Source organism: Asaia sp. BMEF1 (assembly GCF_051628905.1).
Lineage (GTDB): Bacteria > Pseudomonadota > Alphaproteobacteria > Acetobacterales > Acetobacteraceae > Asaia.
The window spans coordinates 512942-537500 of record NZ_CP157575.1 but is presented as its reverse complement, the minus strand read 5'-3'; the positions used below and the strand labels follow the sequence as shown (position 1 = coordinate 537500).

20 protein-coding genes, 1 tRNA gene, 2 rRNA genes and 2 pseudogenes (1 of these 25 only partly in view) are annotated in these 24559 nt (G+C 57.5%); 18 read left to right on the top strand and 7 right to left on the bottom strand.

Translation table 11 applies throughout. From position 1 onward, the window contains the following. The 3 genes from ABHV46_RS02325 to ABHV46_RS02315 form a co-directional block, all read left to right on the top strand. Positions 1-493, top strand: a 23S ribosomal RNA gene (locus tag ABHV46_RS02325); it begins 2248 nt to the left of the window's first position. A 116-nt stretch (positions 494-609) separates the two neighbouring features. Beyond that, positions 610-724: ribosomal RNA gene (gene rrf / locus ABHV46_RS02320) — 5S ribosomal RNA — on the top strand. Between the two features lie 35 nt (positions 725-759). Next, positions 760-836: transfer RNA gene (locus ABHV46_RS02315), tRNA-Met, on the top strand. Here ABHV46_RS02315 and ABHV46_RS02310 read toward each other — a convergent pair. Then, positions 793-2418 carry a recombinase family protein gene (locus tag ABHV46_RS02310; protein ID WP_438384170.1) on the bottom strand — a complete coding sequence of 542 codons (1626 nt, stop codon included), beginning with the start codon at positions 2416-2418 and terminating at the stop codon, positions 793-795. The genes ABHV46_RS02315 and ABHV46_RS02310 overlap by 44 nt on opposite strands. Here ABHV46_RS02310 and ABHV46_RS02305 point away from each other — a divergent pair. Continuing rightward, on the top strand, positions 2341-2556 hold the full coding sequence (locus ABHV46_RS02305; protein ID WP_438382547.1) for a hypothetical protein: 216 nt from the start codon (positions 2341-2343) through the stop codon (positions 2554-2556). The two genes, ABHV46_RS02310 and ABHV46_RS02305, sit on opposite strands and share 78 nt — an antisense overlap. 615 nt (positions 2557-3171) lie before the next feature. Further along, on the top strand, positions 3172-4101 hold the full coding sequence (locus ABHV46_RS02300; protein WP_438382546.1) for a DUF4365 domain-containing protein: 930 nt from the start codon (positions 3172-3174) through the stop codon (positions 4099-4101). Positions 4102-4290: 189 nt separating this feature from the next. Here ABHV46_RS02300 and ABHV46_RS02295 read toward each other — a convergent pair. The 3 genes and pseudogenes from ABHV46_RS02295 to ABHV46_RS02285 all read right to left on the bottom strand — a co-directional run bounded on the left by ABHV46_RS02295 (position 4291) and on the right by ABHV46_RS02285 (position 10628). After that, positions 4291-4975 (bottom strand): annotated as a pseudogene (locus tag ABHV46_RS02295) (IS5 family transposase). Between the two features lie 157 nt (positions 4976-5132). After that, positions 5133-6497, bottom strand: a complete 1365-nt coding sequence (locus ABHV46_RS02290; RefSeq protein WP_438382545.1) for a hypothetical protein — start codon at positions 6495-6497, stop codon at positions 5133-5135. Positions 6498-6725: 228 nt separating this feature from the next. Beyond that, positions 6726-10628 (bottom strand): AAA family ATPase, encoded by a 3903-nt coding sequence (locus ABHV46_RS02285; RefSeq protein ID WP_438382544.1) that lies wholly within the window; start codon positions 10626-10628, stop codon positions 6726-6728. 504 nt (positions 10629-11132) lie between these two features. Here ABHV46_RS02285 and ABHV46_RS02280 point away from each other — a divergent pair. Both ABHV46_RS02280 and ABHV46_RS02275 read left to right on the top strand, forming a co-directional pair. After that, a complete protein-coding gene (locus ABHV46_RS02280; protein ID WP_061471217.1) occupies positions 11133-11813 on the top strand; it encodes a DNA methyltransferase in 681 nt (226 codons plus the stop codon). 49 nt (positions 11814-11862) lie between these two features. Continuing rightward, on the top strand, positions 11863-12906 hold the full coding sequence (locus ABHV46_RS02275) for a DUF2285 domain-containing protein (RefSeq protein ID WP_438382543.1): 1044 nt from the start codon (positions 11863-11865) through the stop codon (positions 12904-12906). Positions 12907-13021: 115 nt separating this feature from the next. On the opposite strand, the gene ABHV46_RS02270 is transcribed toward ABHV46_RS02275, so the two are convergent. Continuing rightward, positions 13022-13657, bottom strand: a complete 636-nt coding sequence (locus tag ABHV46_RS02270; RefSeq protein WP_438382542.1) for a hypothetical protein — start codon at positions 13655-13657, stop codon at positions 13022-13024. 61 nt (positions 13658-13718) lie between these two features. Beyond that, positions 13719-14743: pseudogene (locus ABHV46_RS02265) on the bottom strand (DUF4917 family protein). 195 nt (positions 14744-14938) lie between these two features. Here ABHV46_RS02265 and ABHV46_RS02260 point away from each other — a divergent pair. The 7 genes from ABHV46_RS02260 (at position 14939) to ABHV46_RS02230 (ending at position 20708) form a co-directional block, all read left to right on the top strand. After that, positions 14939-15208 (top strand): helix-turn-helix transcriptional regulator, encoded by a 270-nt coding sequence (locus ABHV46_RS02260; RefSeq protein ID WP_025828231.1) that lies wholly within the window; start codon positions 14939-14941, stop codon positions 15206-15208. Then, positions 15209-16327, top strand: coding sequence for a replication initiator protein A (locus ABHV46_RS02255; RefSeq protein ID WP_438382541.1), 1119 nt, complete (start codon positions 15209-15211; stop codon positions 16325-16327). Beyond that, entirely contained in the window at positions 16324-16839 is a 516-nt protein-coding gene (locus ABHV46_RS02250; RefSeq protein WP_438382540.1) for a DUF2840 domain-containing protein, read from the top strand. The genes ABHV46_RS02255 and ABHV46_RS02250 overlap by 4 nt, the downstream gene beginning before the upstream one ends. Beyond that, positions 16836-17441: a S26 family signal peptidase gene (locus ABHV46_RS02245; protein ID WP_438382539.1), complete on the top strand. Its 606-nt coding sequence runs from the start codon at positions 16836-16838 to the stop codon at positions 17439-17441. Before ABHV46_RS02250 ends, ABHV46_RS02245 begins: the two co-directional genes overlap by 4 nt. Continuing rightward, complete coding sequence (locus ABHV46_RS02240; protein ID WP_438382538.1) at positions 17425-17760, top strand: DUF736 domain-containing protein; 336 nt, start codon at positions 17425-17427, stop codon at positions 17758-17760. Before ABHV46_RS02245 ends, ABHV46_RS02240 begins: the two co-directional genes overlap by 17 nt. A 4-nt stretch (positions 17761-17764) precedes the next feature. Further along, a complete protein-coding gene (locus ABHV46_RS02235) occupies positions 17765-18418 on the top strand; it encodes a lytic transglycosylase domain-containing protein (protein WP_438382537.1) in 654 nt (217 codons plus the stop codon). A gap of 79 nt (positions 18419-18497) precedes the next feature. Further along, positions 18498-20708, top strand: coding sequence for a relaxase/mobilization nuclease domain-containing protein (locus ABHV46_RS02230; protein ID WP_438382536.1), 2211 nt, complete (start codon positions 18498-18500; stop codon positions 20706-20708). 5 nt (positions 20709-20713) lie between these two features. Here ABHV46_RS02230 and ABHV46_RS02225 read toward each other — a convergent pair whose 3' ends face one another. Beyond that, the gene (locus ABHV46_RS02225) at positions 20714-21622 is read right to left on the bottom strand and encodes a LysR substrate-binding domain-containing protein (RefSeq protein WP_438382535.1); all 909 of its coding nucleotides are present in this window, start codon (positions 21620-21622) and stop codon (positions 20714-20716) included. A gap of 164 nt (positions 21623-21786) precedes the next feature. Between ABHV46_RS02225 and ABHV46_RS02220 the strand changes: the two genes are divergently transcribed. The 4 genes from ABHV46_RS02220 to ABHV46_RS02205 are packed head-to-tail and all read left to right on the top strand — an operon-like array spanning position 21787 to position 24548. Beyond that, complete coding sequence (locus tag ABHV46_RS02220; protein ID WP_438382534.1) at positions 21787-22341, top strand: sugar ABC transporter; 555 nt, start codon at positions 21787-21789, stop codon at positions 22339-22341. A gap of 28 nt (positions 22342-22369) precedes the next feature. After that, complete coding sequence (locus ABHV46_RS02215; protein WP_231948159.1) at positions 22370-22660, top strand: hypothetical protein; 291 nt, start codon at positions 22370-22372, stop codon at positions 22658-22660. 33 nt (positions 22661-22693) lie between these two features. Further along, complete coding sequence (locus ABHV46_RS02210) at positions 22694-23536, top strand: MBL fold metallo-hydrolase (RefSeq protein WP_438382533.1); 843 nt, start codon at positions 22694-22696, stop codon at positions 23534-23536. Between the two features lie 16 nt (positions 23537-23552). Next, positions 23553-24548, top strand: coding sequence for an aldo/keto reductase (locus ABHV46_RS02205; protein ID WP_438382532.1), 996 nt, complete (start codon positions 23553-23555; stop codon positions 24546-24548). Positions 24549-24559 lie beyond the last annotated feature (11 nt).

Below are 24559 nucleotides of genomic sequence, written 5' to 3'. Positions count from 1 at the left end.
GATCCGGTGGTCCCACGTGGACGGGCCATCGCTCAACGGATAAAAGGTACTCTAGGGATAACAGGCTGATCTCCCCCAAGAGTCCACATCGACGGGGAGGTTTGGCACCTCGATGTCGGCTCATCACATCCTGGGGCTGGAGCAGGTCCCAAGGGTTCGGCTGTTCGCCGATTAAAGTGGTACGTGAGCTGGGTTTAGAACGTCGTGAGACAGTTCGGTCCCTATCTGCCGTGGGTGTATGAGACTTGAGAGGATTTGTCCCTAGTACGAGAGGACCGGGATGAACATACCTCTGGTGTACCGGTTGTCGCGCCAGCGGCACAGCCGGGTAGCTAAGTATGGACGGGATAACCGCTGAAAGCATCTAAGCGGGAAACCCACCTCAAAACTAGGTCTCACAGGGCCGTGAAAGACCATCACGTCAATAGGCCGGGTGTGGAAGCGTGGTAACACGTGAAGCTAACCGGTCCTAATCGCCCATATCGCTCACACAACGCTCTGCAAGACAGAGCATACACATGCATAGCAATCATCCACGCAAAACATACTCATCATACAAACACACCAACCTCCCACACCGACACACCAGAGGTCGGGTGGATCAGAAGACCTGGTGGCTATGGCGGGAGACTTCCACCCGATCCCATCCCGAACTCGGACGTGAAACGCCCCAGCGCCTATGATACTGCATCTTAAGATGCGGAAAAGTCGGTCGCCGCCAGGTCCCCTGATCCACCCCACACACAACACCCCACCCAACGCGGGGTGGAGCAGCCCGGTAGCTCGTCAGGCTCATAACCTGAAGGCCGCAGGTTCAAATCCTGCCCCCGCAACCATCTGAAATTGCGATGCAAACGTATCACGAACCCCAGTCCCATAACGGGCTGGGGTTTTCGTTTGTCCGCCTGCCGCGACCGCCAGGATGCCGGCGAGATCGCCCCGGACATCGATCTGGAGTCCCTTGTCGGATGGCGTGAGGATGATGGCCTCGATCAGGGAGCGGATCACTTCGGCCGCCTCCTGGCGTTTCTCGTCCAGCTCGGAATGCAGCATGTCGTGCAGGCGCGCGAGTTGCCGGTGGTAGAACTCCGCCATCTGAGGATGGAGCAGGGGCGGGGGTGCTTCGGCAGTCGCAAGGAGCTCCGTCAGCTCCGCCTTGCGGGCTTCGAGCTTCGACCCGCGCTCCTTGACCGTCGCGATCGAGATGGCTTCTGAAATATAGAGATCCATCAGGCGCTGGATGTCGCGCTCGACCCGCTTCAGTTCTGATTCAGCCGCGCCGATGTCGGCCGACGCCTCCATGCGCAGCCGGTTCATCTCGGTGGTGAAGGCCGTGCAGAACTCGGCGAACAGCTCCGGGTCCATGAGATGGTGACGCAGGGCATCGAGGACGCGCCGCTCCAGCTCCTCGCGGCGCATATTGGCGCGATTGTCGCAGGTGCCCTTGTTGCGGGCTGTCGAGCAGCCCAGCAGGGTGCCAGAGATCATGGAATAGCCACCACCGCAGCAGCCGCATTTGCTCAGGCCCGAGAACAGGTAACGGGGGCGGCGTTTCTCGCGGAAATGATCGGGCGACGATGTGTCGCGTGTGTCACGGCTTGCGCTGACGCTGGCCTGTCGTGTCTTGACCGCGTCCCACAGGTTCTGATCGACGATCCGCAGGTTCGGCACCTCCTGGATCACCCATTCGGCTTCCGGGCTGGGACGGGCCTGGCGCTTGCCGGTGTCGGGATCCTTGATGAAGCGCTGGCGGTTCCAGACCAGCTTTCCGACATACATCTCGTTGTTGAGGATGCCGGTACCGCGCGTCCGGTTGCCGTTGATGGTCGAGAAACCCCAGGCGCCGCTGCCTGGGGCTGAGATGCCTTCGTCGTTGAGACGGAAAGCGATGGCGCGAGGTCCCAGTCCGGACGCGAAGTCGCGGAAGATGCGACGGACCACGTCGGCTTCCGCTGGATTGATGGTGCGGTCGCCCCGGATCGGCTCGCCATTGGCGTCGAGCCTGCGTACCACGTCATAGCCGTAGGCATTGCCGCCGCCGGACTTGCCCTGTTCGACCCGGCCGCGCAGGCCGCGATGCGTCTTCTCGGCCAGGTCCTTCAGGAACAGGGCGTTCATCGTGCCCTTGAGGCCGACATGAAGGTGGGAAACCTCGCCCTCGGAGAGGGTGACGATCCGCACGCCAGCATAATTCATGCGCTTGAAGACGCCGGCGATGTCCTCCTGGTCGCGGGAGAGGCGATCCATCGCTTCGGCCAGCACGATCTGGAACCGTCCGCGCTGTGCATCGGCGATCAGCGCCTGGATGCCGGGCCGCATCAGTGAGGCGCCCGAAATGGCGTGATCGGTATACTCCTCGACGATGGTCCAGCCCTGCTTTTCCGCGTGGGTACGGCAGACCCGAAGCTGGTCGGCGATCGAGGCGTCGCGCTGGTTGTCGGACGAATAGCGGGCGTAGAGCGCGACCTTCATGACAAGGCATCCCTTACGGTCCGGAGCGGCGGTGCTCCTGTTGCTGCGACCGGAACCAGTCCCGTGCCGCACAGCGTGCCATGAGGCGGACAAGTGCCACCAGGCGCGGGTCGGGTGTGTTGGGGCGCAGGACGAGCCGCAATTCGGGCTTGGGCGGCCGATACGCCGGGGCAATGGACTGGTTGGGCCTGTTCGTCATCGTTGCTCTCTTCCGACCGCAAGGCAAGGAAAACAGGCACACGATCCGGACAGATGACTGTTATTTCAAAGAAAAACGGCAATACGAGAGAGCGCGTCCATGCGCGTCCAAGCGTACGGAATCGTAGTTATGGGTAGTCCCGGATAGAGGCGCGTCGTACAAATACTGGCGTATGGCGGCGTTACGAGAAGGAAGGACGAGGCATGAACGATTCTGGAATAGCATTCTTCTCGTAGAGCGAATTGACGGCTGCGTTTCCGGCTCAGAGGTGGACCTGTTCATTCGAGCAGTTTGACGGGTCGAATAAGCTATACCCGATTGATGTCATGCCGCCACGGCATGCCCGCAAGCAAGAGGGTTCGAAAAGCGCATCTAGTGTACTTGCCCTGCCGGTTCAGATCGTCAGTTGGATAGAACCATTGAAGATGGTCAGTGTCGCTGGTAAATTAACATTGGTAATCTTTAGGATGGGGTAATTACTTGTGGCGATGTCGAGAGGAATGAGTAGCCAACGCGCTGGACAGCTCGGCATTGTTAAGGTGGAAAATATCGTCCTGGAGGACTGGAAAAGTCGTTGGCAACAAGTCGACAGTCAGAATGATGACGGTATCGATGGTCTGATTTTCATAGAACGGGGTAATTGTCCTACGGGCCAGATAATCTTTGCGCAAGTGAAGCGACAAGCTGCCCAACTCGTCGACGGACGGTATGCTGTCCAAATCTCGCGCGAGACGCTCGAACGAAACCTTGACAGATGGCGTCGTCTAGCTGGAGGTGCCATCTTGATTCATGTTGAGCCTGACACCGGTATTGCAAGATGGGTCAACGTTCGCGAGCCATCCGCAATCGGCAGAACGCGCGTATATGTCCCCAAAGACAACATCTTCGATGCTGCTGCTAAAAAGATCATCGCTCGATTGGCGGGAAACTTACATTTCGATCTGATGTTACCGCAGATTTCAACTACGAGGGAAGACTTTCCTCACATACGAGCTAAGGAGCATTTCCAAGTCTCATCGAGAGCTTTGTATAAAGACCTTAATTGCCGAAAGCTATCTTTAGGGGACAATGGTCCACGCATTCATTTCACGAGAAGCGGTTGGAGGCATATTACCAGACCAGGAAGAACCGCAGCGATGCGATTTCAATCTTTTGTGCTACTGGGCGCCATAGAAAAAATTTTGACAAATATCGACTCTACAACCGTGCGAAGCTTTAATCCTCGTTCCTACACATCGAATGATCTCAGAGCTGTGAGCGCAGTAGTGTCATTTCCATTCCGTCAAACCGCCACAGTCAAAGTGGTCTTGCGATCAAAAGTTAACAGGCCCGAGGATCTTTGGTTCTACACGATCTATGAGCCTCGTCGCAAACGAGACCCGCTCGGAGTGAAAAACGAGCGCGAGAACCACTCTTCCAATAAACCGTAACGGCTCCGTCCATACGAAAATCCCCTAGGACGGCTGGGGTCGTGTGGCCTCGCGGTAGTCTCGTAGCATCTTCTGCGACGAGGTTCAATGTCCGCTCTCCATCAGGGCAGTTCGTTAATGCCATTATGCTCGGGTATGTATTCACCGACGCGTCTTTTAAGCACTTCAATCGCCCTCTACGGCTTGTCGTCAGTTAAGCAGGATGACGATTGAAGCGAACTGCACGGCGGCAAGGAAAGTGGATTTAAGCTTGTCGTAGCGTGTTGCGATAGCGCGGAACTGTTTGAGACTATTGAAGAACCGCTCGACAAGATCTCGCTCCTTGTAAAGGGCGAAGTCTGTCGATCACCTGTCCGCGTCATACGCCCTGTCGGCAAGAAAGGCATCCGGGTCGATCTTTTCCAACAGGACTTCTGCTTGGGTAATATCCGCATCCTGCCCCGGCGTGATATCGAGTTCCACCGGATTGCCCAAGGCGTCGCAGATGGCATGGACTTTTGTAGTCAGGTCCACCCCGGGATCGTCCAGGGCCTGATCAGGCCCCCTTTTTTCAGGGCGCCGGCGCTATGCTGATGAGCCCGGACAATCGTGCTGTCGATCATCATGTATTCATTGTCGTGATCTGCGGCCAGATGGCGAAAGATCCGTTCGATCACATCGCTTTCACACCATTGACGCAGACGTCTGTGAACGTTCTTCCAGTCACCGAAACGGGCAGGAAGATCACGCTAGGGAATGCCTGCGCGATAGCGATACAACACAGCCTCCACGAACAGGCGGTTGTCAGCAGCCGTGCCGCCGACATGACCTTCCGACCGGGAAGAAGGTCTTTTATCCGCTCCCACCGATCGTCACGCAAACCATAGCGCCGCATCTGTCTGCCTCCCAAAATACCGAGGAAACAGTCAGCACAGGAAGCCAGAAAGTACAAGCCTCAGGCGCAACTCAGGACTTAACTGATGACAAGCCGTAGGAGTATTGTGGAGAGCAGCTGACCATAAGGCGCAGGCCCGACCATTCGCTCCATAGCTTTAGGGGGGAAGAGCGTCCTCCAGATACTGGGCGGAAAATTCGGTCGGACTTCCCGTGAAATAAGAGCTGTCGAGGATTTCCTGCGCTTTGGAAGTGTCGGCAGGAACGAAGGCAAGGGCTTTGGCGCGTAAGGTTGGAAGCGCTTGAAAATGCGCATCGCGTAATGCGATCGACGTGTAAGCACCCCAGTAAGCGCCTTTCACCACCGCGGCTAGCAACCAAAAGGCTTGTTCGTCCGAAGCTGCTTTGCCGAGCGCCGCGTCTATGCCCGGGAGCACGCTCGCAAACGCATTGGATTCAGCGAATTGAGAATGCGCAGCCTTTGCCCGGTAGCGTAACTGGAGCTGGGAGAAGAGCGTGGGCGTCCCAGCGATCCCATCGATGAATTCGGGTGCGGTTGGCGCCTCATCGATGACCCAATCAGTGAAATCCTTGTAATTGGCAAGCATAAACGTCTCGCCTAGTTCCTTTACGGCGGATGCAAGTACATGTGCCGGATTGCGTAGTTCGGCATACGGAACGGCGACTCCGACTGTCTTGCCATTGCTGAGCAACAGTGTGGCCACGCGCGCCTTAGTTACGGGCGGGGCGCTCTTAAGGATGGCGGGATCGACGGCGGCCAGTTGTGCTATGAGTGTCGCGTGTGTGCCGGTCGTTGCCTTGGGTGTGATTACGGCCTTGATGATGCTTTCCCGAAGATTGGTGTCCTTGCGGCTAGTAAGCACAAGAAGGAAGCGCTCGGCATTTTGCACTGCAATGGGATCGTCGCTGTCAAGCATGTCAGCGATTTTGACGACAAGCTGAGGAAGCCCGAGAATGTCGAGGCTCTCGGTCTCCTCATCAACGACAAGCGTGATATCTGAAAAAATCGCACTTGGAAAAAAATTGGGCTCGGGCAGGCGAGTGATAATGGCATCTACGAGCACCGACGTCTGGCGTATCGGTTGCGACAGGAATTTTTGGATCGCCTCGGAGAATACGAAACGTGCCTCTTCAGCAGTGACCAGGTGGCCCGACGGATGCGCTGCTTTGTTGCGCTGTTTGTTGAGCTGCTCAAGGATATCGGCCTCGAGCTGCGTGATGATCGTGCCTGCCTTCATTTGGTCGATGAGTTTTGATTCGAACACCTTCTGTTTGCTGGCAAGCGGCTCAATCATCGCAAGAACCTCCCTCGCCTTGCTGTTCACCGCGGCAACAGCGTGCAGCTTTGTCCGCAAGCCTTCAAAGAGGGCTGTATGGGTGAGGACGATACAGCCTCGGTACGCACCGGCACCGTAACAGACGAATGCCTCCCGAAGATAATTGGCGATGTCCTTCTCGGGCACAGTGGCAATAAGTTCTTCCATGTCAGTAAGACCAGCCATCCATCACTCCCTCTCTCAGCACTATTCTGGTACCGAGAAGAATTGAATAACACGTATTATTTGCACGAATGATGCCGCGCGGCATGGCAACCAAGTTTTCTTAACGATTGAAATGAGTGCGCATAACTTGTCCCACGCATCGTTCGTGTGGACATCGACCTCCCGCTCAATTTTTGCGCGATAGCTGACATTTGATTTGCCCTGCTAAACGAACATCACATTTCAAGGCTATTCGTAGAGCACCGCCCAGACCCGACGAGCCGCGACCATCGTAGGTGTGTTGGTCCCTCCGTCCACTGCTTCTGTGGCGATAACGATTGAAGAGCCAAGACCGCCAATCGTTTCAAATTGGCGGAGATGGCTGAGACTGCCGCAGAGGCGCGTGCCGACGCGCTTGAAGATGCTGGAACCATCATCAAGCGTTACCGCGACAAGCTTGCCTTCCAATGCGTCGAGATCATTCGGCCTCAACTCGGTCCCACCCAGAATGACTTGCCCTGGCAGCGCTAATGGTACGGCGCTGTCCTCGCGGACACGATAAGCGACCTCGATTCCGGCGAGTTCCGGAGCCGTGTCGATTGGGGTTGCTTCGCCGCGACCGGTAAGCGGGGGTGGCATATCAGTGAAGATCGCACCGACGATGCGATACAAGCGAACCTTGCTTTCGTCATAGGTCATCGTCGGGCGCGGGACCCGTGGATCGGGCATCTGCGCCGAGAGTGAAATGCCAAGGGAGCCCGGTGCCTTCAGTAGCCGGCGTGCCAGCACATTGCCTTGATGCCGGGCAATCACAAGGTTGCGGTCGCGGCCGGGATAGGGTTCGGCATCGACGATGGCGACTGCACCGGACGGGATCGCGAAGCCCAAAGTTTCACCACTCACATAGAATAGTGCCTTGCTCTCGAACCAACTGCCATCGACGTGTTCGGCAGCCGTATCCTGTGAACCTTCGGTCGGTATAGAGCCGGCAAATGCTGCGATATCCGGGTATACTGGCACGGAAAAAGTTGGTCGCGTCATGATGGGCAACTGCACAATGTTGGTATCGACCGCGTTGGGTGACGCGAGGGGCTCGCGCCAGCGGTGCAGGCGGAATTGCTCATGCACCTTCTCGACGGCGGTGCGAAGACGGCCGAAAGCGGTCTCGACCTCCTTCACATCCATGTAGGTGAGCGACGTCTTGTCGTGATGGGATGTGTTGAGCACGCGGCGGGGGGATGCGCCCTCGGCGAACCCTGGATCATCGACGAAACGCTTAAGAACAGGATTAGTAAATAACTCGCCGCCACCGTTGGCGATCAGTGCGCGCAGCTTGTCTAGCAACGAGAACAGCGTCAGCACCTGCGTCGAGGCTGCATGCGCCGGTTCAGCGAGGTCATCGAACAAATCGCTGAGCCGACCTTCGATGAATACGCGCAGGTCCGACGCATAGTTCTGCGCGTCGATCGTCGAATCGGGTTTGGCGATGAACGCCTGGCGACGCCGATCGACTTCCTCAATGGTCGGCGAAAGGCTCAGCGTCGGATGGACGAAATTCACCGCATGGAGCGACAGATGCTGGACGCGGTCGGTGCTACGGTTCTCTGCTACCAGCGACCGGGCAAATCGACGATCATGGGTGGTAACGAAGAGCTGGGCTCCCGCCGCAGCGACGGCGGCAAGCCCGCGTGCGAGCCGCTGGCGGTTGTCGTGGTCGAGGAGTTCTTGTGGGTCGTCCAATACTAGCAGCGACAGGCCACCGCGCGTTGCGAGCACATGCTCACGGAATGCGAGAAAGAAGCCGAACAGCGCGCCGCGCAAGGCCGAAGCGTTGGATACATGTTGTGCCGGCGCGGTCACGCCCTCTCGGCCGACTTTCAGCTCCAGTACACCACGTGCGTTCATGTCGGTGCCGGTAAGGTCGGGCGCGAAGGTCGTCGCATTGCGATAAATCAAGCTGCGCCAATACTCGGATCGATTGTGTAGTTTCCGCCGCAGCGTATCGACCTGCATCTGGGCTAGACTGCCGAGTGGAACAAGAAGATCAAGTGCTGCCACGGCGCGCCCGCATGCCAAAATGCGCTCTTTCTTCGCGACATGATCCCCGCGTGCTGCCCCCATGCGTCGAACCTGCTCGATCGCCGCGTTGAGCGGGGCAACACCTTCGACTATTCGGAGCAGCGACACTAGCCGCTGTCCGATCGCACGGAACGCATCGGGATGGTCGTCGTCACCGCGCCGAATCGAACGTAGGAATGCGTTGACCGCTGTGGCTGCATCTTTGCGCCATTCGGCAAACGCTAACGCGCGATCGACCCGGGCGATCATCTGCTGGAGCCGAGATGTCTGTGTCGTCAAAGCAGCGGGCAACGGCCGGGCAGCAGGTTCTGTGAATTTGGGAAGTCTGGCAAGGCGTTCGTCGATCAGAGTTACGGCATCGGCCTGAAGCGCGAATAGCGTGCCCCGGAACGGCTCACTTGCGAAGAGTTCGTCTACCAGCCCAGCCCGGAGCAGAGTGGTCGGGTTCGGTGGCAAGTCATCGCGTGCCTCCTTTGCAATGGCGGGCGGAAGCTCCTGCAATAGGCGCCCGATCCAGTGTGTTGACCACTCGGCAATCGTCTGTGCGATCACCTCGCGGTCGCGTGCCGCTTCGGCAAGGTGATCGACAATCGGTGAGCCGGTGACTGGATCGCACGCGCCATACAGCTTGCCGACGCACACTGGACAGGTGCCATCATCGACATGAGAATGGTCGTGCATCCACGTCGATACTTTGGCGTAAAGTTGAACACGGCGAGCGCGATCGGGATCAGCGGCCAGTTGCGCAAGGGTGGCGGCTTCTGTTTCTACCTGGGTCATCAAGGCGACGATGGCAGCGACGTCGGCGGCAGCCATCTTCAAGGCGGCGAGGCGCGCGATCGACGGTAGTTCTACAGCCGTTCTTAATCGTTCGATTGCCGGGGCGATACTTCCTTCCAGATTGTCGCGCAACTGCTTGTTTTCGGGATCGAAACCATATCCGAGTACCTCTTGTGCTTCGCTCAATGCTTTGGCTTTCAAGCCAATAAAATGACTCGTGATTGCTACGATCTGCTCCGCTGAATTCTCCTCGTCTACGGCGGGGGCTGCGCCCTCGAAGGCTATTGTCGGCGTCTCGATGACGACTGTGGCTAGGTCGTCGACCGCCTGCTGATAGCGTCTAGCGATATCGAGTTGCTGCTTCTCGATTTCGGGTATTGTTGTTTTCCTAATCCGTAGCGCCATTTTCTCGGCGTGCCGGGCCAGATCCACCAAGTCGGCAAGCCCGGTCAGTCGTGCTACTGCTTCGCCGAGCTGGGATGTCGAGCCGACGGAGAGAAATGGGAGTAATGCCGGCATCGTCGTTGCAATGCGCCAGGCGATTGGATCAATGTCGATGGCATCCAGGTCAGGTTTGGTCTCGGTGATTTTGCCACGTGTCGTTCGACCCTGCTTGCGCCGGAGCGGCGGTAGAAGAGTGCCGGTTGCATCAGCAAAGGTTAGCTCTACCCAGCTGTCGGCTGGGATCGGCTCGCCATCGGGTGGCAGTTCCGCAGATTTCGGGGGTAACGGCGTAACCGCCGACATCGCATGCGTGGTGGTCCTGCCGTCATCGCGTGTGATCTCGCAGGCGAAGTCCAGGGGGCCCTCCTCGGGCGGGCGCTGTGATCGGATGAGATGGCCGGTCAGACACCAGACGATAGCGTTGGCAATCGAGGTTTTGCCGGAGCCATTCACGCCCTCGATCAGCGAAACGGGCTTGCGAGGCTCGAATATGAACGAAGCAGGCGGGGCATTTGGCCGACCATAAGCATGTAACCCCGCGAAGCGGTGCGCCTCGACCTTCACCAGCTGCAGCAGCTTAACCGCGTGGGCATTGCCAGCTTCGGGCTCCGCCTCGATGGTCGGCGGCGGCGTGCCGATTGTGTCAATGATCGCATCGGTATCGTTGGCCGAGAGATTTGACTGCCACCTGCCGCGATTGCGTCGGTACCAATCGAGAACCGCGCGTGCATCATCTGACACCAGCGCAAATTCCTCGCCTTCGCCGAGCGCTACCACTCGCCCTCCGATGAGGTCGGCAAGCAGTGCGTCAATGGTCAGGAAATGAATCCCGCGAGGCGCTGTAGCCATGATATCCTCCCACTTGGATATCCTCGCCGCTAAACCGTGATTCGTCTAGTTGGTTCCGTCATATCGGAGCATAATTGGGAACTGTGGCGCCTATATCTTTTTTGAATGACAGATATTAAAATTATTGTTTTCCAGGCTGAACGGATGGTCATTTCTCGCCAGATGGGGGAGAGGGTATGGCTTGACCTTTTCTTGATTAGCTGATCCCGCTCAATACTTACTGATAGGGTGATGAAGTGGCCTATTCTTGCCGGTAATCCCGATCGCTAAACGAAAGTTAGCTAAAAGAAGAAAAAGCTAATGGCTCCGCCCTCGCGCCGGCAAGGGTGTGCGTCAGCGCGCTGACGCCGCCCGATGGGGTGTCCCCGATCTTCCTGCGCTACGCTTCGTGCAGATCTGGAGATACCCCTCCTCATCGGTCGCCCTTGCCGTTGCTACCCCGCTGCTCGCCGCGAGGCAGAGGAACAGCGGGGGCTGTTCCTCGCTGAACAAAGGGCAAAGACCATGACCGGCAACACCAACACGGCGACCGATTTCCGCAATACCATTCTCAATGGCGACAGCGTGGAATTGATGCGGACAATGCCGCGCAATACGGTGGATTTCATCCTGACTGATCCGCCTTACCTGGTGAACTATCAGGGGCGTGACGGGCGGAAGGTCCGCAATGACGATAATGCACGCTGGCTTCGTCCTGCGGTTAACCAGATGCATCGTGTTCTGAAATGGGGCGGTCTTGCCGTCAGTTTCTACGGGTGGAACAAGATCGACCTGTTTGCCGAAGCCTGGAAGGCGGTCGGGTTCCGCATGGTCGGGCATATCGTCTTCCGCAAATCCTATGCGTCATCTTCTGGTTTTCTGCGCTACGAGCATGAAAGCGCCTACCTTCTGGCAAAAGGGAGCGTGAGGCGGCCCGGACAGCCGGTGCCGGATGTGATCGACATGCCGTATTCGGGCAATAAACTGCATCCGACGCAAAAGCCGGTGGCGGCGCTCTTGCCCTTGGTGGAAACCTTCTGCCCGGTAGGCGGTCTGGTGCTGGACCCGTTTTGTGGTTCGGGTTCGTCATTGGTGGCGGCGCAGCATCTCGGGCGGGACTGGCTGGGGATGGAACTGGACGCAGACCACGCGGCAACGGCAACCCGGCGCCTGGCCTGGCACGCGGCGAAGAAAATGGCGGCGTAGGGAGTGAACGCCGCAGGGCCGACAATTCGGTTCTGCGGTGCCCGTTTCCTTGGCCTGTCTGTCCGCACAAATTTGCGCCAATCCGACTTCGCGGATCGGCGACGGGAAGATGAAAATAAGCGCCACTCGCCGGGCGCATGCCCGGCTCGCGGAATATTCTGGCAGACGCGAAGAACGATATAGCGATCGTGCGATCGTGTTACGAGATCGAAGTATCTCCAAACACAGTCTCCACAAAATCTTCCCATTGCGCATCCTGATTGTGCTGCTGCCAGAAGCAGGCGCAAAAGGAAGGGTAACGCGATGCCGATATCAGATTGGCAGTCGCCGGCCGCTTACGAACACGCAAAAGACATTGCAGCCGCCGGCATGGCCTGGGAATATCTTAGACGTGACGACGAATATCGTCGCGCGTTCCAGCGAACGAAAACGCTTGCGGCTCCGAAGCCAGGGGACAGCAAAGCCTTTTCCAAACGATGGGGTTTGCGATTTCCCTGTCGATCCGGCGCAGCCTGCCGGCCATACGCCTGTTTTCTGGATACCGGAACTCTCGCCTGACGTGATCGAACTGCGTGAGGCTCTGGCGAATGCGGATGATCCGGCCGTCATGCCGATCAATCTCGCGGAATTATCAGACCTCGTCGCGCGACTGGATGACGGTGATGCGTGGTACGGTTTTTGGCCGTCCAGAGCGTCGGCACATCAGTTCTGGCTCCCGACAAGTCCAGCGAATGGACGCGCCACCTATGTCGTGATCCTGCCGCTCGATAAGTTGCTGGAGCTTCGCGCGGAGGCCGTGCTGCGTTTATGGCGCGCGCTGGTCGGTCGGCCTGAGGGCAGGTGGGCGCATGATTTCCCGCAGCAGACGCGGGACCGGCATATCCTGATGCTCCGGGCGTTTGATGGTCGGGCTGCTGGCGCGAGTTATCGCAAGCTCGCAGAGGTGTTGCTTGGGTTTGAAGGCAGGAAAGCCGCTTGGGAGAGTGACCCCCGCAAGAACCAGGTCCGTCGCCTTGTTGCCGATGGTCGGCATTATATTCGAGGAGGTTATCGTGACCTATTGCGTTATCCAATTCGGCTGTCAGCATGCTGACAACTCACATACTGTTTCATGCGACTGAAGCCGATTAATAGGCTTTCCGAAGGTTTTATTCCCAAAAAATCATTTTAATTTAGTTCCTATGAATATCTAAAATAAAAAAATGATCTTAAACTGAAGATGCTCTGAGTGTTGCGAAGAATGATTCAACATCCTTATCGTTTAGAAAGATATTTTCTTCCCAGTCCAGTGAATTGTATGGGAGGCCGGTATGTGGATTGTTTGCGTGCGGATTGAATTTTGCCTTAAATAAAGTTGGACATAGAGAATATAATTTTGGTCCAAATTGTTTACTGTTGTGTTTTATTACATTTGCTAGGCATCTAAGCTTATCAAGGCCGGTTTCATCAATTGTGATATTGTTCGATTTCAATGAAGACACAATATCGTCATGGTTGGGGCGGGATAATGCCGGTGAGATCCAAGTCTGAGCCGAGCGCTCCCATTGATGATAAATCAATGTAGAGAAAGCCTTCCGAAGAATAAGCAGGCTATCTTCTGCATCTTGTCGTCTTTCAGCGAGATATTCACCACGATCATAGGGAGGAAAGCCCTCTTCGTCGGGGACTTCCCAACTTGAGATACCTGCATCCACTTCTGCCTGAATGACGTTGTGTTCGTCCTGAACGTTTTTGACTTCCGCACGGAAAGGATTGCTGGCGGCAACAAAAGATCTTTCAAGCTGATCCAGTCTTATCGAGAATTGATATCGTTGTACAGACTGACGAAGCTTTCCTAAATTCATGGTATTATATCCTCAGGTAATTAAAATTTAAGGGTATAGAAAAACGAGTAAGTGCACGTATTTACCAGTGTTGTCCTGATTCTGGGGAGGAATTTATCCAACACTCTGGGCTATTGCTATCAAAAAAATCCACACCAACAGGGCCTATTTCTTCTTGTATTACATGATAAGCATAGTTGCAATAGGATTGATCTTTATTGAATACTGATACAGCTACTCGTTGAATTCCGCATCCTTGCATACGCTTAAGCAAATGCCTATCGTGATTTCCTATCCCCCAGCCGTAAATTGTCAGTGTAGAACGAGGCGACGTTAGTATTTCTCGATACACCGTGGAAAGATAATAGCTGCTTTGAATAGAAGTTATTTTCTGTTCCATGGTGCCCTCACTAACAAATAAAGGCACATACTGCTCAGTCCTCCACTTATTTAGTATTGACTCAAGTAGAGATCTGTCACTGGCGTGTATTTTTATTTCCTGTTCGATCAAATTTCGACATAAGGCCAAGTTGCCATGAGGGTAAAATACTAAGGTGTTGCTTCTCTCGTGGTAATTATATGGTTCATAAAATTTTTTCCAATCATCATGAAATAATCCACCATTTAAAAAACAGTCTTTAAATCTGTGTCCATCATCAATGTTGAAACCATAAGTAATTGTCCAATAAACTAAAAGATCGTAATTAAGAGAAAATACAGTATTGAAACTTTTAAGAAATTTATACATCGATGGCAGTTGGTTTATTATCGTTATGTATTCGGGGTGTACATCACGAACTGCTTTAATCAGAGATTCTCGAACATTCAAATAGGCGTTGTGTGTGCGGTTATCTGGTATGGAGAGCGCATTGTTAATGTTCGATGCTTGCCATACTAGTCGCAAAATCAGTTCGAAGTCGGAGGTAGAAAAAAATTGAATAGACGATATACATCTTCTGTAAGTAAGTATTTTTCCTGAGCATTTTCTAATAACGAGCTATAACCAAAGCATGGTGACACGGCAACGCTAGACCCGTTTCCAAGAATAATTGTGCCTCCATAGTATTTGGAGGAGATATCTGGCCATGAATAAATAGTGAAAGTCATTGCATTTATCCGAATAATTTTAGTTTCCGACTGTTTTTAATCTCAGTATGCCCTTTCGATATATAGTCCCCTATTGGGGGACCGGAATCAATCCCACCTGATTCCGGCACTCTCCAGACCGCCGATCCTCCGCCACGGTTCGCCATGGCCCGCTGTTGTCACCGACAGCCGCCGAACCCAACCGGAGGCCCGATCATGCTCGATCCCAAGACGGGGTTGCCGCCCCGTTTCCTGCGCACGCCCGATGCGGCGCGCTTCCTTGGCATTTCCATCCGTACACTGGAAAAGCATCGCACCTACGGCACCGGCCCGACCTATCGCAAGATTGGCGGCCGCATCGTTTATACCCTCGACGACCTCCAGGGATGGACGGAGAACGGTGTCCGCCGATCCACGACCGATGAGACACCCTGCCGTGTCTTCCCGGCACGTCCGCTGACCCCGGCCGAAAAGGCGACCCTCTGAATGGCCGGCGTCATGCCGCAGCGCGGCCAGCACGGGCGGGAGAGCGAGCGGCTGCGCCTTGCTCCCTTCGTGATCGCGGGAGGCGATGCCAGCCCCCGCGACCAGTGCGATCTGATGGAGCGCCCGTTCTTCTCGCTTTCCAAGGCAAAGCGCGTTGCCCCGATCCTCTACGAGGCCGGTGGCCAGCGGGTCGAGATTCATGGCCTGGCCGAGCACGGCATGGCAACCATCTGGGATGCCGACGTGCTGATCTGGGCTGCTTCACAGATCGTCGAGGCCGAGAATGGTGGTCTCAGAACCTCCCGCTTTCTGCGCTTCACTCCGTATCAGCTTTTGAGGGCTGTTGGCCGTGCCACGGGCGCACGGGACTATCGGCTGCTCAAGGCCGCGTTCGCCCGGCTGCAATCGACCGTGATCCGTACCACCATCCGTAATGGTGAGCACTGGCGCCGGCACCAGTTCTCCTGGATCAATGAATGGGAGGAACGGACCACCCGCGACGGTCGTGTCGAGGGCATGGAGTGCGTTCTGCCGGACTGGTTCTATCGCGGTGTCATCGACCGTTCATTGGTTCTGACCATCGACCCGGCCTATTTTCGTCTGACCGGGGGTATCGAACGCTGGCTCTACCGCGTCGCCCGCAAACATGCCGGGCATCAGCCGCAGGGCTGGCTGTTCGAGATACCGCATCTTCACGAGAAATCTGGCAGCCTGGCGCGTGTCTCAGATTTCGCACTCGACCTGCGGCGCATTGTTGGCCGCCAGTCGCTTCCCGGTTATCGCCTCACAATCCGGCGCGAAGGTCGGAGGAAACTGCTACATATTCGTCCCATCAACTTATCCACAGTGCCTGTGGATGACGGTGTGGACGGACACGGGATTTCGGGCGCAGGGACTATCGGGACTTCGGGCGCATCACTATCGGGATTTCAGGCGCACGAACCCCAGTTAAGTCTTTGGCCTGAAACGCTGAATCGCGCTCTTAACTTAGAGTCTAACTTAGACTCTAACTTTTTGATGTTGGGGCGGTCGGTTGCCGGCCGTGGTGCCGGTGCCGCCGACAGGCCGGGCGATCCGCACGCGTGTGGTCTTTCTCCCATGCCTGGAGACGGGCCATGACGAGTGCCACAACGTCCCGTGCGCGGGGCCACGCCCTGCCGTTCGCACACGACGCCTTGACCCATGTCGAACTGACCCACATCGAAAAGCGTGTCGAGAACTGGATCAGGTTCGGCCATGAGGCTCAGGAACAGATCCTCGACCGACGCCGCCGTGTCTTCTCCTTCCGGCCTGGCAGCGTTTTCGCTTTCGTCCGATGGGCGGCCAATGATTTCGGCACGATCGCATCGCGCATCGACATCCCGCGCGCCGTGGCACCGGGCGAACCCTGCCAGACCGTGCCCTTTATCCGGCCCGGCGGTGAAATCCTGCTGAGGGTCGCGGGCTGGCCGAAGGTCGAACAGGTGCTCCGCCATATCGACGCGGTGGAAGAGGCCGGCATCGATGCCTGCGCGGTTTCGCCTGATCACTGGCGGCATGTTGGCAACCGGCTGAACGCTAATGAGCAGCCACGCCCCTACACCATGGCGCGTCATCGGGCCTGGCTCAGACGGCAGGAGATCGTGCCATGACCCGCTTCGGCTATGTCATGGCGACGTATTTTGCCGCGATGGGCGTGGCCGTCGCTGCCATCGTCCCCGTGCCGGTGAAGCTGCTCTGGAACGCCTCCGCCAGTACGCCGCTCGGCCTCTACGACCTTGCAGCGCCCAACGGGCTAAAGGTCGGTGATCTGGTTGCCGTCAGGCCACCGAAGCCGCTGGCCGATTTCATGGTTCGGCGCGGCTATATCGGGCGTGGTGTGCCGCTGCTGAAGCCCGTGGCAGCGCAGCCGGGGCAACAGGTTTGCCGCGTCGGGCGCACCGTCACGGTTGATGGTGTAAAGCTCGGCGAGGCGCAGGACCGCGATCGGCGCGGGCGCGTGTTGCCGGTCTGGCAGGGCTGCCGCCGCATCGCACCGGATCAGATTTTCCTCATGAACCCGTCCGTTCGCGACAGTCTGGACGGCCGCTATTTCGGCCTACTCCCGCGCACGGCCGTGATCGGCCGGGCGACACCGCTCTACACCGACGCGCGCGGCGACCGCCATTTCGTCTGGCACGGCCTGTTCGCTGACAGGCCGATGCCGCGCCTTCGCAACATCGCTATGGAGACTTCCCATGCCGCAGATCGGTAGCTTCACGCGCGAGAAGACCGGCTTTGCCGGGCGCATCCAGACCTTCCTCGGTTCCCATGAGATCGTCATCGTGCAGGCCGAGAAATCGGACTCCGACAGCGCCCCGGATTATCGCATCCATCGTGATGACGAGGATGGTCCGGAGATCGGGGCAGGCTGGAAACGCACGGGCGAGCGTGCCGGCGATTACGTTGCCCTGCTGATCGACGATCCGCTCCTGCCGCAGCCGTTGCGCGCCAATCTGTTCCGTGACGGCAACAGCGGCGCTGTCTGGTCGCTGCACTGGAGCCGTCCCCAAAGGCGCGATGTGCGGGACTGACGTCATGTGGAAGCAAGCCCGGATCGTGTGTCTGCTGGCAGCGGGATGTCTTGTGTCCATGTCGCCAGTTGCTGTATCGGCGCAGACATTCGACGTCCCGTATGCCGCCGAGATCGCTGAGGCTGCGCGGCGTTTCGACATTCCGGCGACGTGGATCAGGGCCGTCATGGGGGCCGAGAGTGCAGGCGATCCGAGGGCCGTTTCATCAGCGGGCGCGATGGGACTAATGCAGATCATGCCCGGCACATGGGCCGATCTGCGCGTCCGCTATCATCTCGGCCGTGATCCCTACGATCCGCGCGACAACATTCTGGCGGGCGCGGCCTATCTCCGCGAACTGCATGACCGTTACGGTTCGCCGGGTTTTCTCGCCGCCTATAACGCCGGTCCCGATCGCTATGAGGCGTCTCTGGCAGGGCGTCCATTGCCATTGGAAACGCGCGCTTATGTCGCTGCCGTTGCGCCGTTCATCGGAGATGGCGGCGATGCTCCCGTCGTGATCGCGGCGGTCAATCGGTTTGTCTGGCCCCGCGCGCCGCTCTTCATCGTGCCGTCGGATCGAAGTGGTGAGGCGGCATCGGCGCACGATATGTCGGGGATCATGCCGCGATCGGATGGGCTGTTCGTAGTGGGTGGCAGCATGGGAGCGCAGCCATGATTGCAGTGTGCAGGGCAGGGGGCAGGGAGGCAAAAAACGGGCAGAAGAGGGAGCGCAAGATTAAAGCGGACGGCACCCCATGGGTCCGATCCGCAGGGCAAGCCCTTGTCTGCACATTGTTTTGGGTGGCACCCCCTTTGAGGGGGTATGGTGCCGCGACAGGCGGCGAAGTCAGTTTCCGCCCTGTTTTTCGCGGCACTCCCGTCTGTTTGTGGCAGTTTCGGATGGATCGGCGGCCATGAGCGCGGGCGACGACAACCGCTTCCGCCCGAGGCTGGGCCGTATCCGCGCCGACACGCCGAAGGTCGGTCGTGCCAGGAGTTTCCTGACCAAGGTGCGGACGGTTACGCGCCAGCAGCAGGCGGCGAGCGGTGGGAGCGGACGTCTCCGACGCGGTGGTCCCGGACATGCACCGAAAGGGGAGGGAAGCATCGCGTCCGGGCGTGGTGTGCGGCGTGGACGCGGGGCGACGTTCGTGCGCGCCCGGAACCTCTCGAATGGCTGGAGCCATCGTCGGCCGGGGAGCCGTCGTGTCATCGTCAAATCCCGCTCCGTCCGTGCCGCCGGGCGGAATGGCAAGGCCGCTGCCCATCTCCGCTACATCCAGCGCGACGGCACTGCCCGCGATGGCGAGCGGGGACGGCTCTATTCGGGGACGGAAGACCGCGCCGATGGTGACGCCTTTCTTGATCGTGGCCGTGACGACCGCCATCAGTTCCGCTTCATCGTTTCGCCCGAGGATGCCGGGAATCTCGCCGACCTGACGGGCTACACCCGCGACTTGATGGCGCAGGTTGAAGCCGATCTCGGCACGAAGCTCGATTGGGTTGCCGTCAACCATCACAATACCGGCCACCCGCATGTGCATGTCGTCGTCAACGGACGTGCCGAGTTGGGCGAGGATCTGGTCATCAACGGCGACTATCTCGCCAACGGCATCCGCGAACGGGCAAGCGAACTGGTGACCTTGGAACTCGGTCCTGTCACCGAGATCGAGCAGCGCCGCAAGCTGGTCGCCGAAATCGACCAGGATCGTTTTACCCGCCTCGACCGGGCGATGCTCGCGGAGGCCGAGGACCGGTCTCTCGATTTGCGCCACGAGCCTGATGATCCGCGCGGCCAGGCGGACCGGACGCTCCGCCTGCGCCGTCTTGGCAAGCTAGGCGATATGGGCCTTGCCATGGAACATGCGCCGGGCGTGTGGGAACTGAGCGAGCGGCTGGAGCCGACGCTGCGGGAGATGGGTGAGCGCGGCGACATCATCCGCACGATGCAGAAGGCACTCCTGGCGGGGGGTGCCGAGCGCGACCCGATGAGCTTTACGATCCATGATGCGGCACCTGCGACGCCGATCGTCGGTCGCGTCATCGACAAGCATCTGTCCGACGAACTGGGCGAGGAACTGACGCTGGTGGTCGATGGGATTGATGGCCGCACGCATCATGTCGCCGGCATCGACCCGGTCCGCGTCGCGGAGGCACGGATGGGTAGCATCGTCGAGATTGGCCCGCCTGATAGCGTCGGGCGTCCCTCCGATCGCGCGATTGCCGGCATGGCCGAGGGAGGTATTTATCGGCCGAGCCATCATCTGGAACAGGCCCGGTTCGAGGGGCGCGTGCCGGGCGGCGATTATGATGGTTTTGTCGCCTCCCATGTCCGGCGGCTGGAGGCCCTGCGCCGGGCCGGTATCGTCGAGCGGATCGACGCCGACCAGTGGCGTATTCCCGAGGATTTCGCCACCCGTGCTGCTGCCCACGATGCGGGGAGGGGCGGCAGGGCCAATATTCGTGTCCTGTCGTCGTTCGACCTCGACAGGCAGATCGGCGCGGATGGCGCGACCTGGCTCGACCGGCGGCTGGTCGGAGGTGCGGTGTCCGATCTGGTGCCCGCCGGTTTCGGGGAACAGGTGCGCAAGGCGATGGAACAGCGGCGGGAGAGGTTGATCGGGCAGGGGGACGCGACCCAGCGACCGGATGGACGTGTCAGCTATCGGCGTAACCTGATCGCCACGCTTCAGGAGCGGGAGGTCGCCCGTGTGGGGGAGGAACTGGCGGCTGCGAAATCCGTGCCGTTTCGGGCGGTCGCTGACGGCGAGACGGTTAGTGGGATGTTCACCGGCACCGCTCAGCTATCGAGCGGGAAATTCGCCATCGTCGAGAAGTCCCATGAGTTCACGCTGGTCCCGTGGCGGCCTGTGATCGAGCGTCGACTTGGGCAGGAAGTGATGGGCGTAGTGCAGGGCGGATCGGTATCGTGGCAGTTGGGGCGAACTAAAGGGCTTGAATTGTAACGGATTCAGCCGGGGGTATTTAAATTTGGATTTGACGATTGTGCCTCTTTAATAAGCCAATTCGCAAAAATCTGAGTTGAACCACCACTTAATCTGATCGGTTCTGGCAGGATGAGACAGAATGTCTTGGAAACCAAATTTCCCTCAGGCCAAGGCGCGATCAGACGACCGTCCGTCAGTTCTCTCTCGACATAGAGGCGCGGCACGAGTGCAACGCCAAGGCCGGCCAATGCAGCCTCGATCAGCATTATATGTAAATCGTAACGAGCACCGATCGCGGGGTTCGTCAGTGTGATCCCGGTTTCCCGTGCATATCGTTGCCAGGCGTCCGGGTTTTGCCGTCGATGCAGGCGCGGCAAATCATCCAGTGTCGTCGCCCCATCCCTGTCCAAAAGCGTGGGATGGCAAACGGGCACCAGCACTTCATTCAGCAGGTGGTGTGTCCGCATTCCCGTCCAGGCCGGATGGTCGAAATGGATCGCGGCGTCGAAACCGCTGCCGGCAAGGACAAAGGGTTCCATCCGCTCTGCGAGATGTACCGTGACGTTTGGATGTAGTTCTTGAAACCGTCCCAATCGAGGAATGAGCCACCGCGTTGCGAAAGTCGGGATGGTGGCGATATCGAGGCTCGCGCCATCGCTGGGTTGCCCCATCAGCACCTGACTGTCTCGTTCCAAGCGGTCGAGTGTCTCGCGAACTTGAGCGGCATAGCGCTCTCCGTTCGGTAAAAGCCGAACACGATTTCCGATGCGCTCGAATAGTATGACGTCGAGGAAGGCCTCGAGCCGGGCGATCTGACGGCTGATCGCTCCTTCGGTCAGGGCTAGTTCATCCGCTGCACGGGCAAAACTGCCATGACGAGCGGCAGATTCGAAGGCCATGAGCGCGGAGTTACTTGGTATCTTGCGGCGCATGAGCGGTTCCCGACTCATTTCTTTGGTCAATCCCGCCGTGACATTAGGTCACTGAAGGATGATCCAATATCGATATATGTGCTGAGATTGTCCGATTACCATGACAAACAATCAACCAGAGATGTGGTCAGGCCATGTTAACGGTTCCGGTCAAGGGACGTCAGATGATCTACACGGTGGAATGCAGTTTTGCCGATCCGCGCAGCGAAGCGGAATGGAACGACTTCTACAGCTTGGACAAGTTGCCGGCTTTGGTTTCGGTCAGCGGCTTTCATACGTCCCAGCGTTTCAAGGCGTTGCGCGAAGGTTGCCCTGTCTATCTTGCCATGCACTCGGTTGACGGCCTCGATGTCCTGACAAGTGAAGAGTATCGTCAGAAGGGCGGTGGCAATTTCGCGCGGTGGCAGCCCCACATTACCGACTGGCATCGCAATCTTTACGCTGGTCTTGATCGCGCTTCCTCCGTCGGGCCTGACGAGGTTCTGGCGATGAGCGAGAAAGGCCCGGAATCCTTGATCCGCTTGGGCTTAGCCTTCAACGAACTGCACGCGGTCGCGTTGGAAAAATTCCCAGAATATCGATGGCTCGCCAGGTTGAAGCGCTCCCAGACGTTCGAGGCTCTGCCGACGGATATTCATCTCTATGAGCCGATGACCGCACAGTTGGTCAATTCCGAAGATACTGTTTCCAGAAAGCCTCGGCAGGCCAGCGATGCCTAACGTTACGCTTTTTATATCGCAGGAAAAGATGCCGTCGGAAGAGACACTTACGACGCTCACTCAGGAATGCACAGCGCTTTGCACGGACCTCCTTGGGGCAGCATTGGACAAGGTGCATATCATCTACGTCGCCGTCCGGCACGGTCGTGGACATCCGGTTTTTGCCGAAATTCAATTTCGGCTGGAAGTGTTTCGAACAGCTTCTGTCATGGAAAAGTTCATGGAGGAAATCGGTGACAGCATAAAGCGCAATACGGACCTTTCCGCCCGTATTCGCTGCTTTGGATATCCGACCGAAAACATTCACGCCCGCAACTGAATGACTGCCAGGCGGAGAACTCAGGAGAGAACAATGTCGGCTACACAATTCCCCTTCCAGAAAGTCGGAGATTTCACGATCACGGCGATCAGCGATGGCAATCTGAGCGCCAGCCTGGATCTCCTCTCGAATATCGATCCCCCGGATGCTGCGCGGATGGAAGAGGAAGCGGGGGTGAAGGACACCTCCGCCATTCATATAAACTGCTATCTGGTACGCGGGGGTGGTCGCACGGTCCTGATTGACGCTGGGGCTGGTGGTTTCAAGCAGTGGGGAGGCCTTTTGGCATCCAATCTTCCACAGGCCGGAGTGCAGCCTTCCGGGGTCGACACGATTCTGCTGACCCATGCTCATCCAGATCATGTTGCTGGGCTTTTGGATAAAAACGGGGAGGCCGTCTTTCCGAATGCCGAGCTGGTCGTCCATAAGCGAGAAATCGAGTTCTGGCAGGATGACGGCAATCTGAGCCGCGCAAGCGAGCGGGCGCGTGGGAATTTTCTCATGGCGCGTCAAATATTCGAGAATTATCGAGATAGGTTACGTCTTTTTGAAGGAGGCGAGGTGTCCCCCGGCCTGACGGCTGCGCCGCTTCCGGGACATACGGCGGGGCATACTGGCTATCGCCTTGAATCCGGCGGTCGAAATCTTCTGATCTGGGGAGACATCGTTCATTTCCCAGAGATTCAGATTCCACGTCCGGATGTGTCGATCGCTTTCGACCTGGACCCAATTCTCGCAGCTGAGACACGGACACGACTGCTTGACCTCGTGAGTTCTGAACGGTTGCTGATTGCTGGAATGCATCTTCGCGAACGTGGTTTTGGACGCATTGAGCGAAAAGGTCAGAGTTACAGCCTTGTCTATGAGGATGAATAAAAGAAGGAAAAGGTAAATGTTGTTCTCAAAGCTCGGCTCCACTGGCCTTGATATTTCGCGTCTCTGCTTGGGGTGTATGACTTTCGGAGAACCGGGTGCCGGCGTTCATAATTGGACGATTGGCGAAGCTGATAGTCGGCAGATTATCAGGCGAGCAGTCGAGTGTGGGATCAATTTTTTCGATACTGCGAATAGCTACTCAGCCGGCACCTCTGAAGTGATCGTTGGTAAGCTCCTTAAGGAATATACCCGTCGAGACGAAGTAGTTATCGCCACAAAGGTCTTTTTTCCTGAACAGATGCTGGAAGGGAATGCTGCTCCTAATCGCAAGGGTCTCTCGCGCAAAGCGATCATGACTGAGATTGATGCCAGCCTGACGCGCCTTGGAACCGATTATGTCGATCTCTATCAGATCCACCGTTGGGATTATGGAACGCCGATCGAAGAGACGATGGAGGCGCTTCATGATGTCGTAAAGGCCGGCAAGGCCCGATATATCGGTGCTTCATCAATGTTCGCATGGCAATTCGCTAAAGCGCAGGAGACGGCGCGCCTCAACGGATGGACGCGCTTCGTCACCATGCAGAATTATCTTAATTTGCTCTATCGGGAAGAAGAACGCGAAATGATTCCGCTGTGCGCGGATCAGGGCGTGGGAATCCTGCCGTGGAGTCCCTTGGCGCGTGGGCGGTTGGCCCGCCCCGTTGGCGAGCAGACGAAGCGGAGCGAAAGCGATGCTTTCGGCCAGACGCTTTTCGCCGCGACGGAAGAGGCAGATAACGCAGTAATCAGCGCCGTCGAACGTGTCGCTGCTGCGCGTAGCATACCGATGGCACAGGTGTCGCTTGCTTGGGTTCTGGCCAAGTCCGAGGTCTCAGCTCCAATCGTTGGTGCTTCTAAATCACCTCATCTCGACGATGCTATAGCTGCCTTGGAGATCATGCTGAGCAGTGACGAGGTTGCGGCATTGGAAAGGGATTACTTGCCGCATCCTGTAGCTGGATTTGAATAAATAGATCTGAT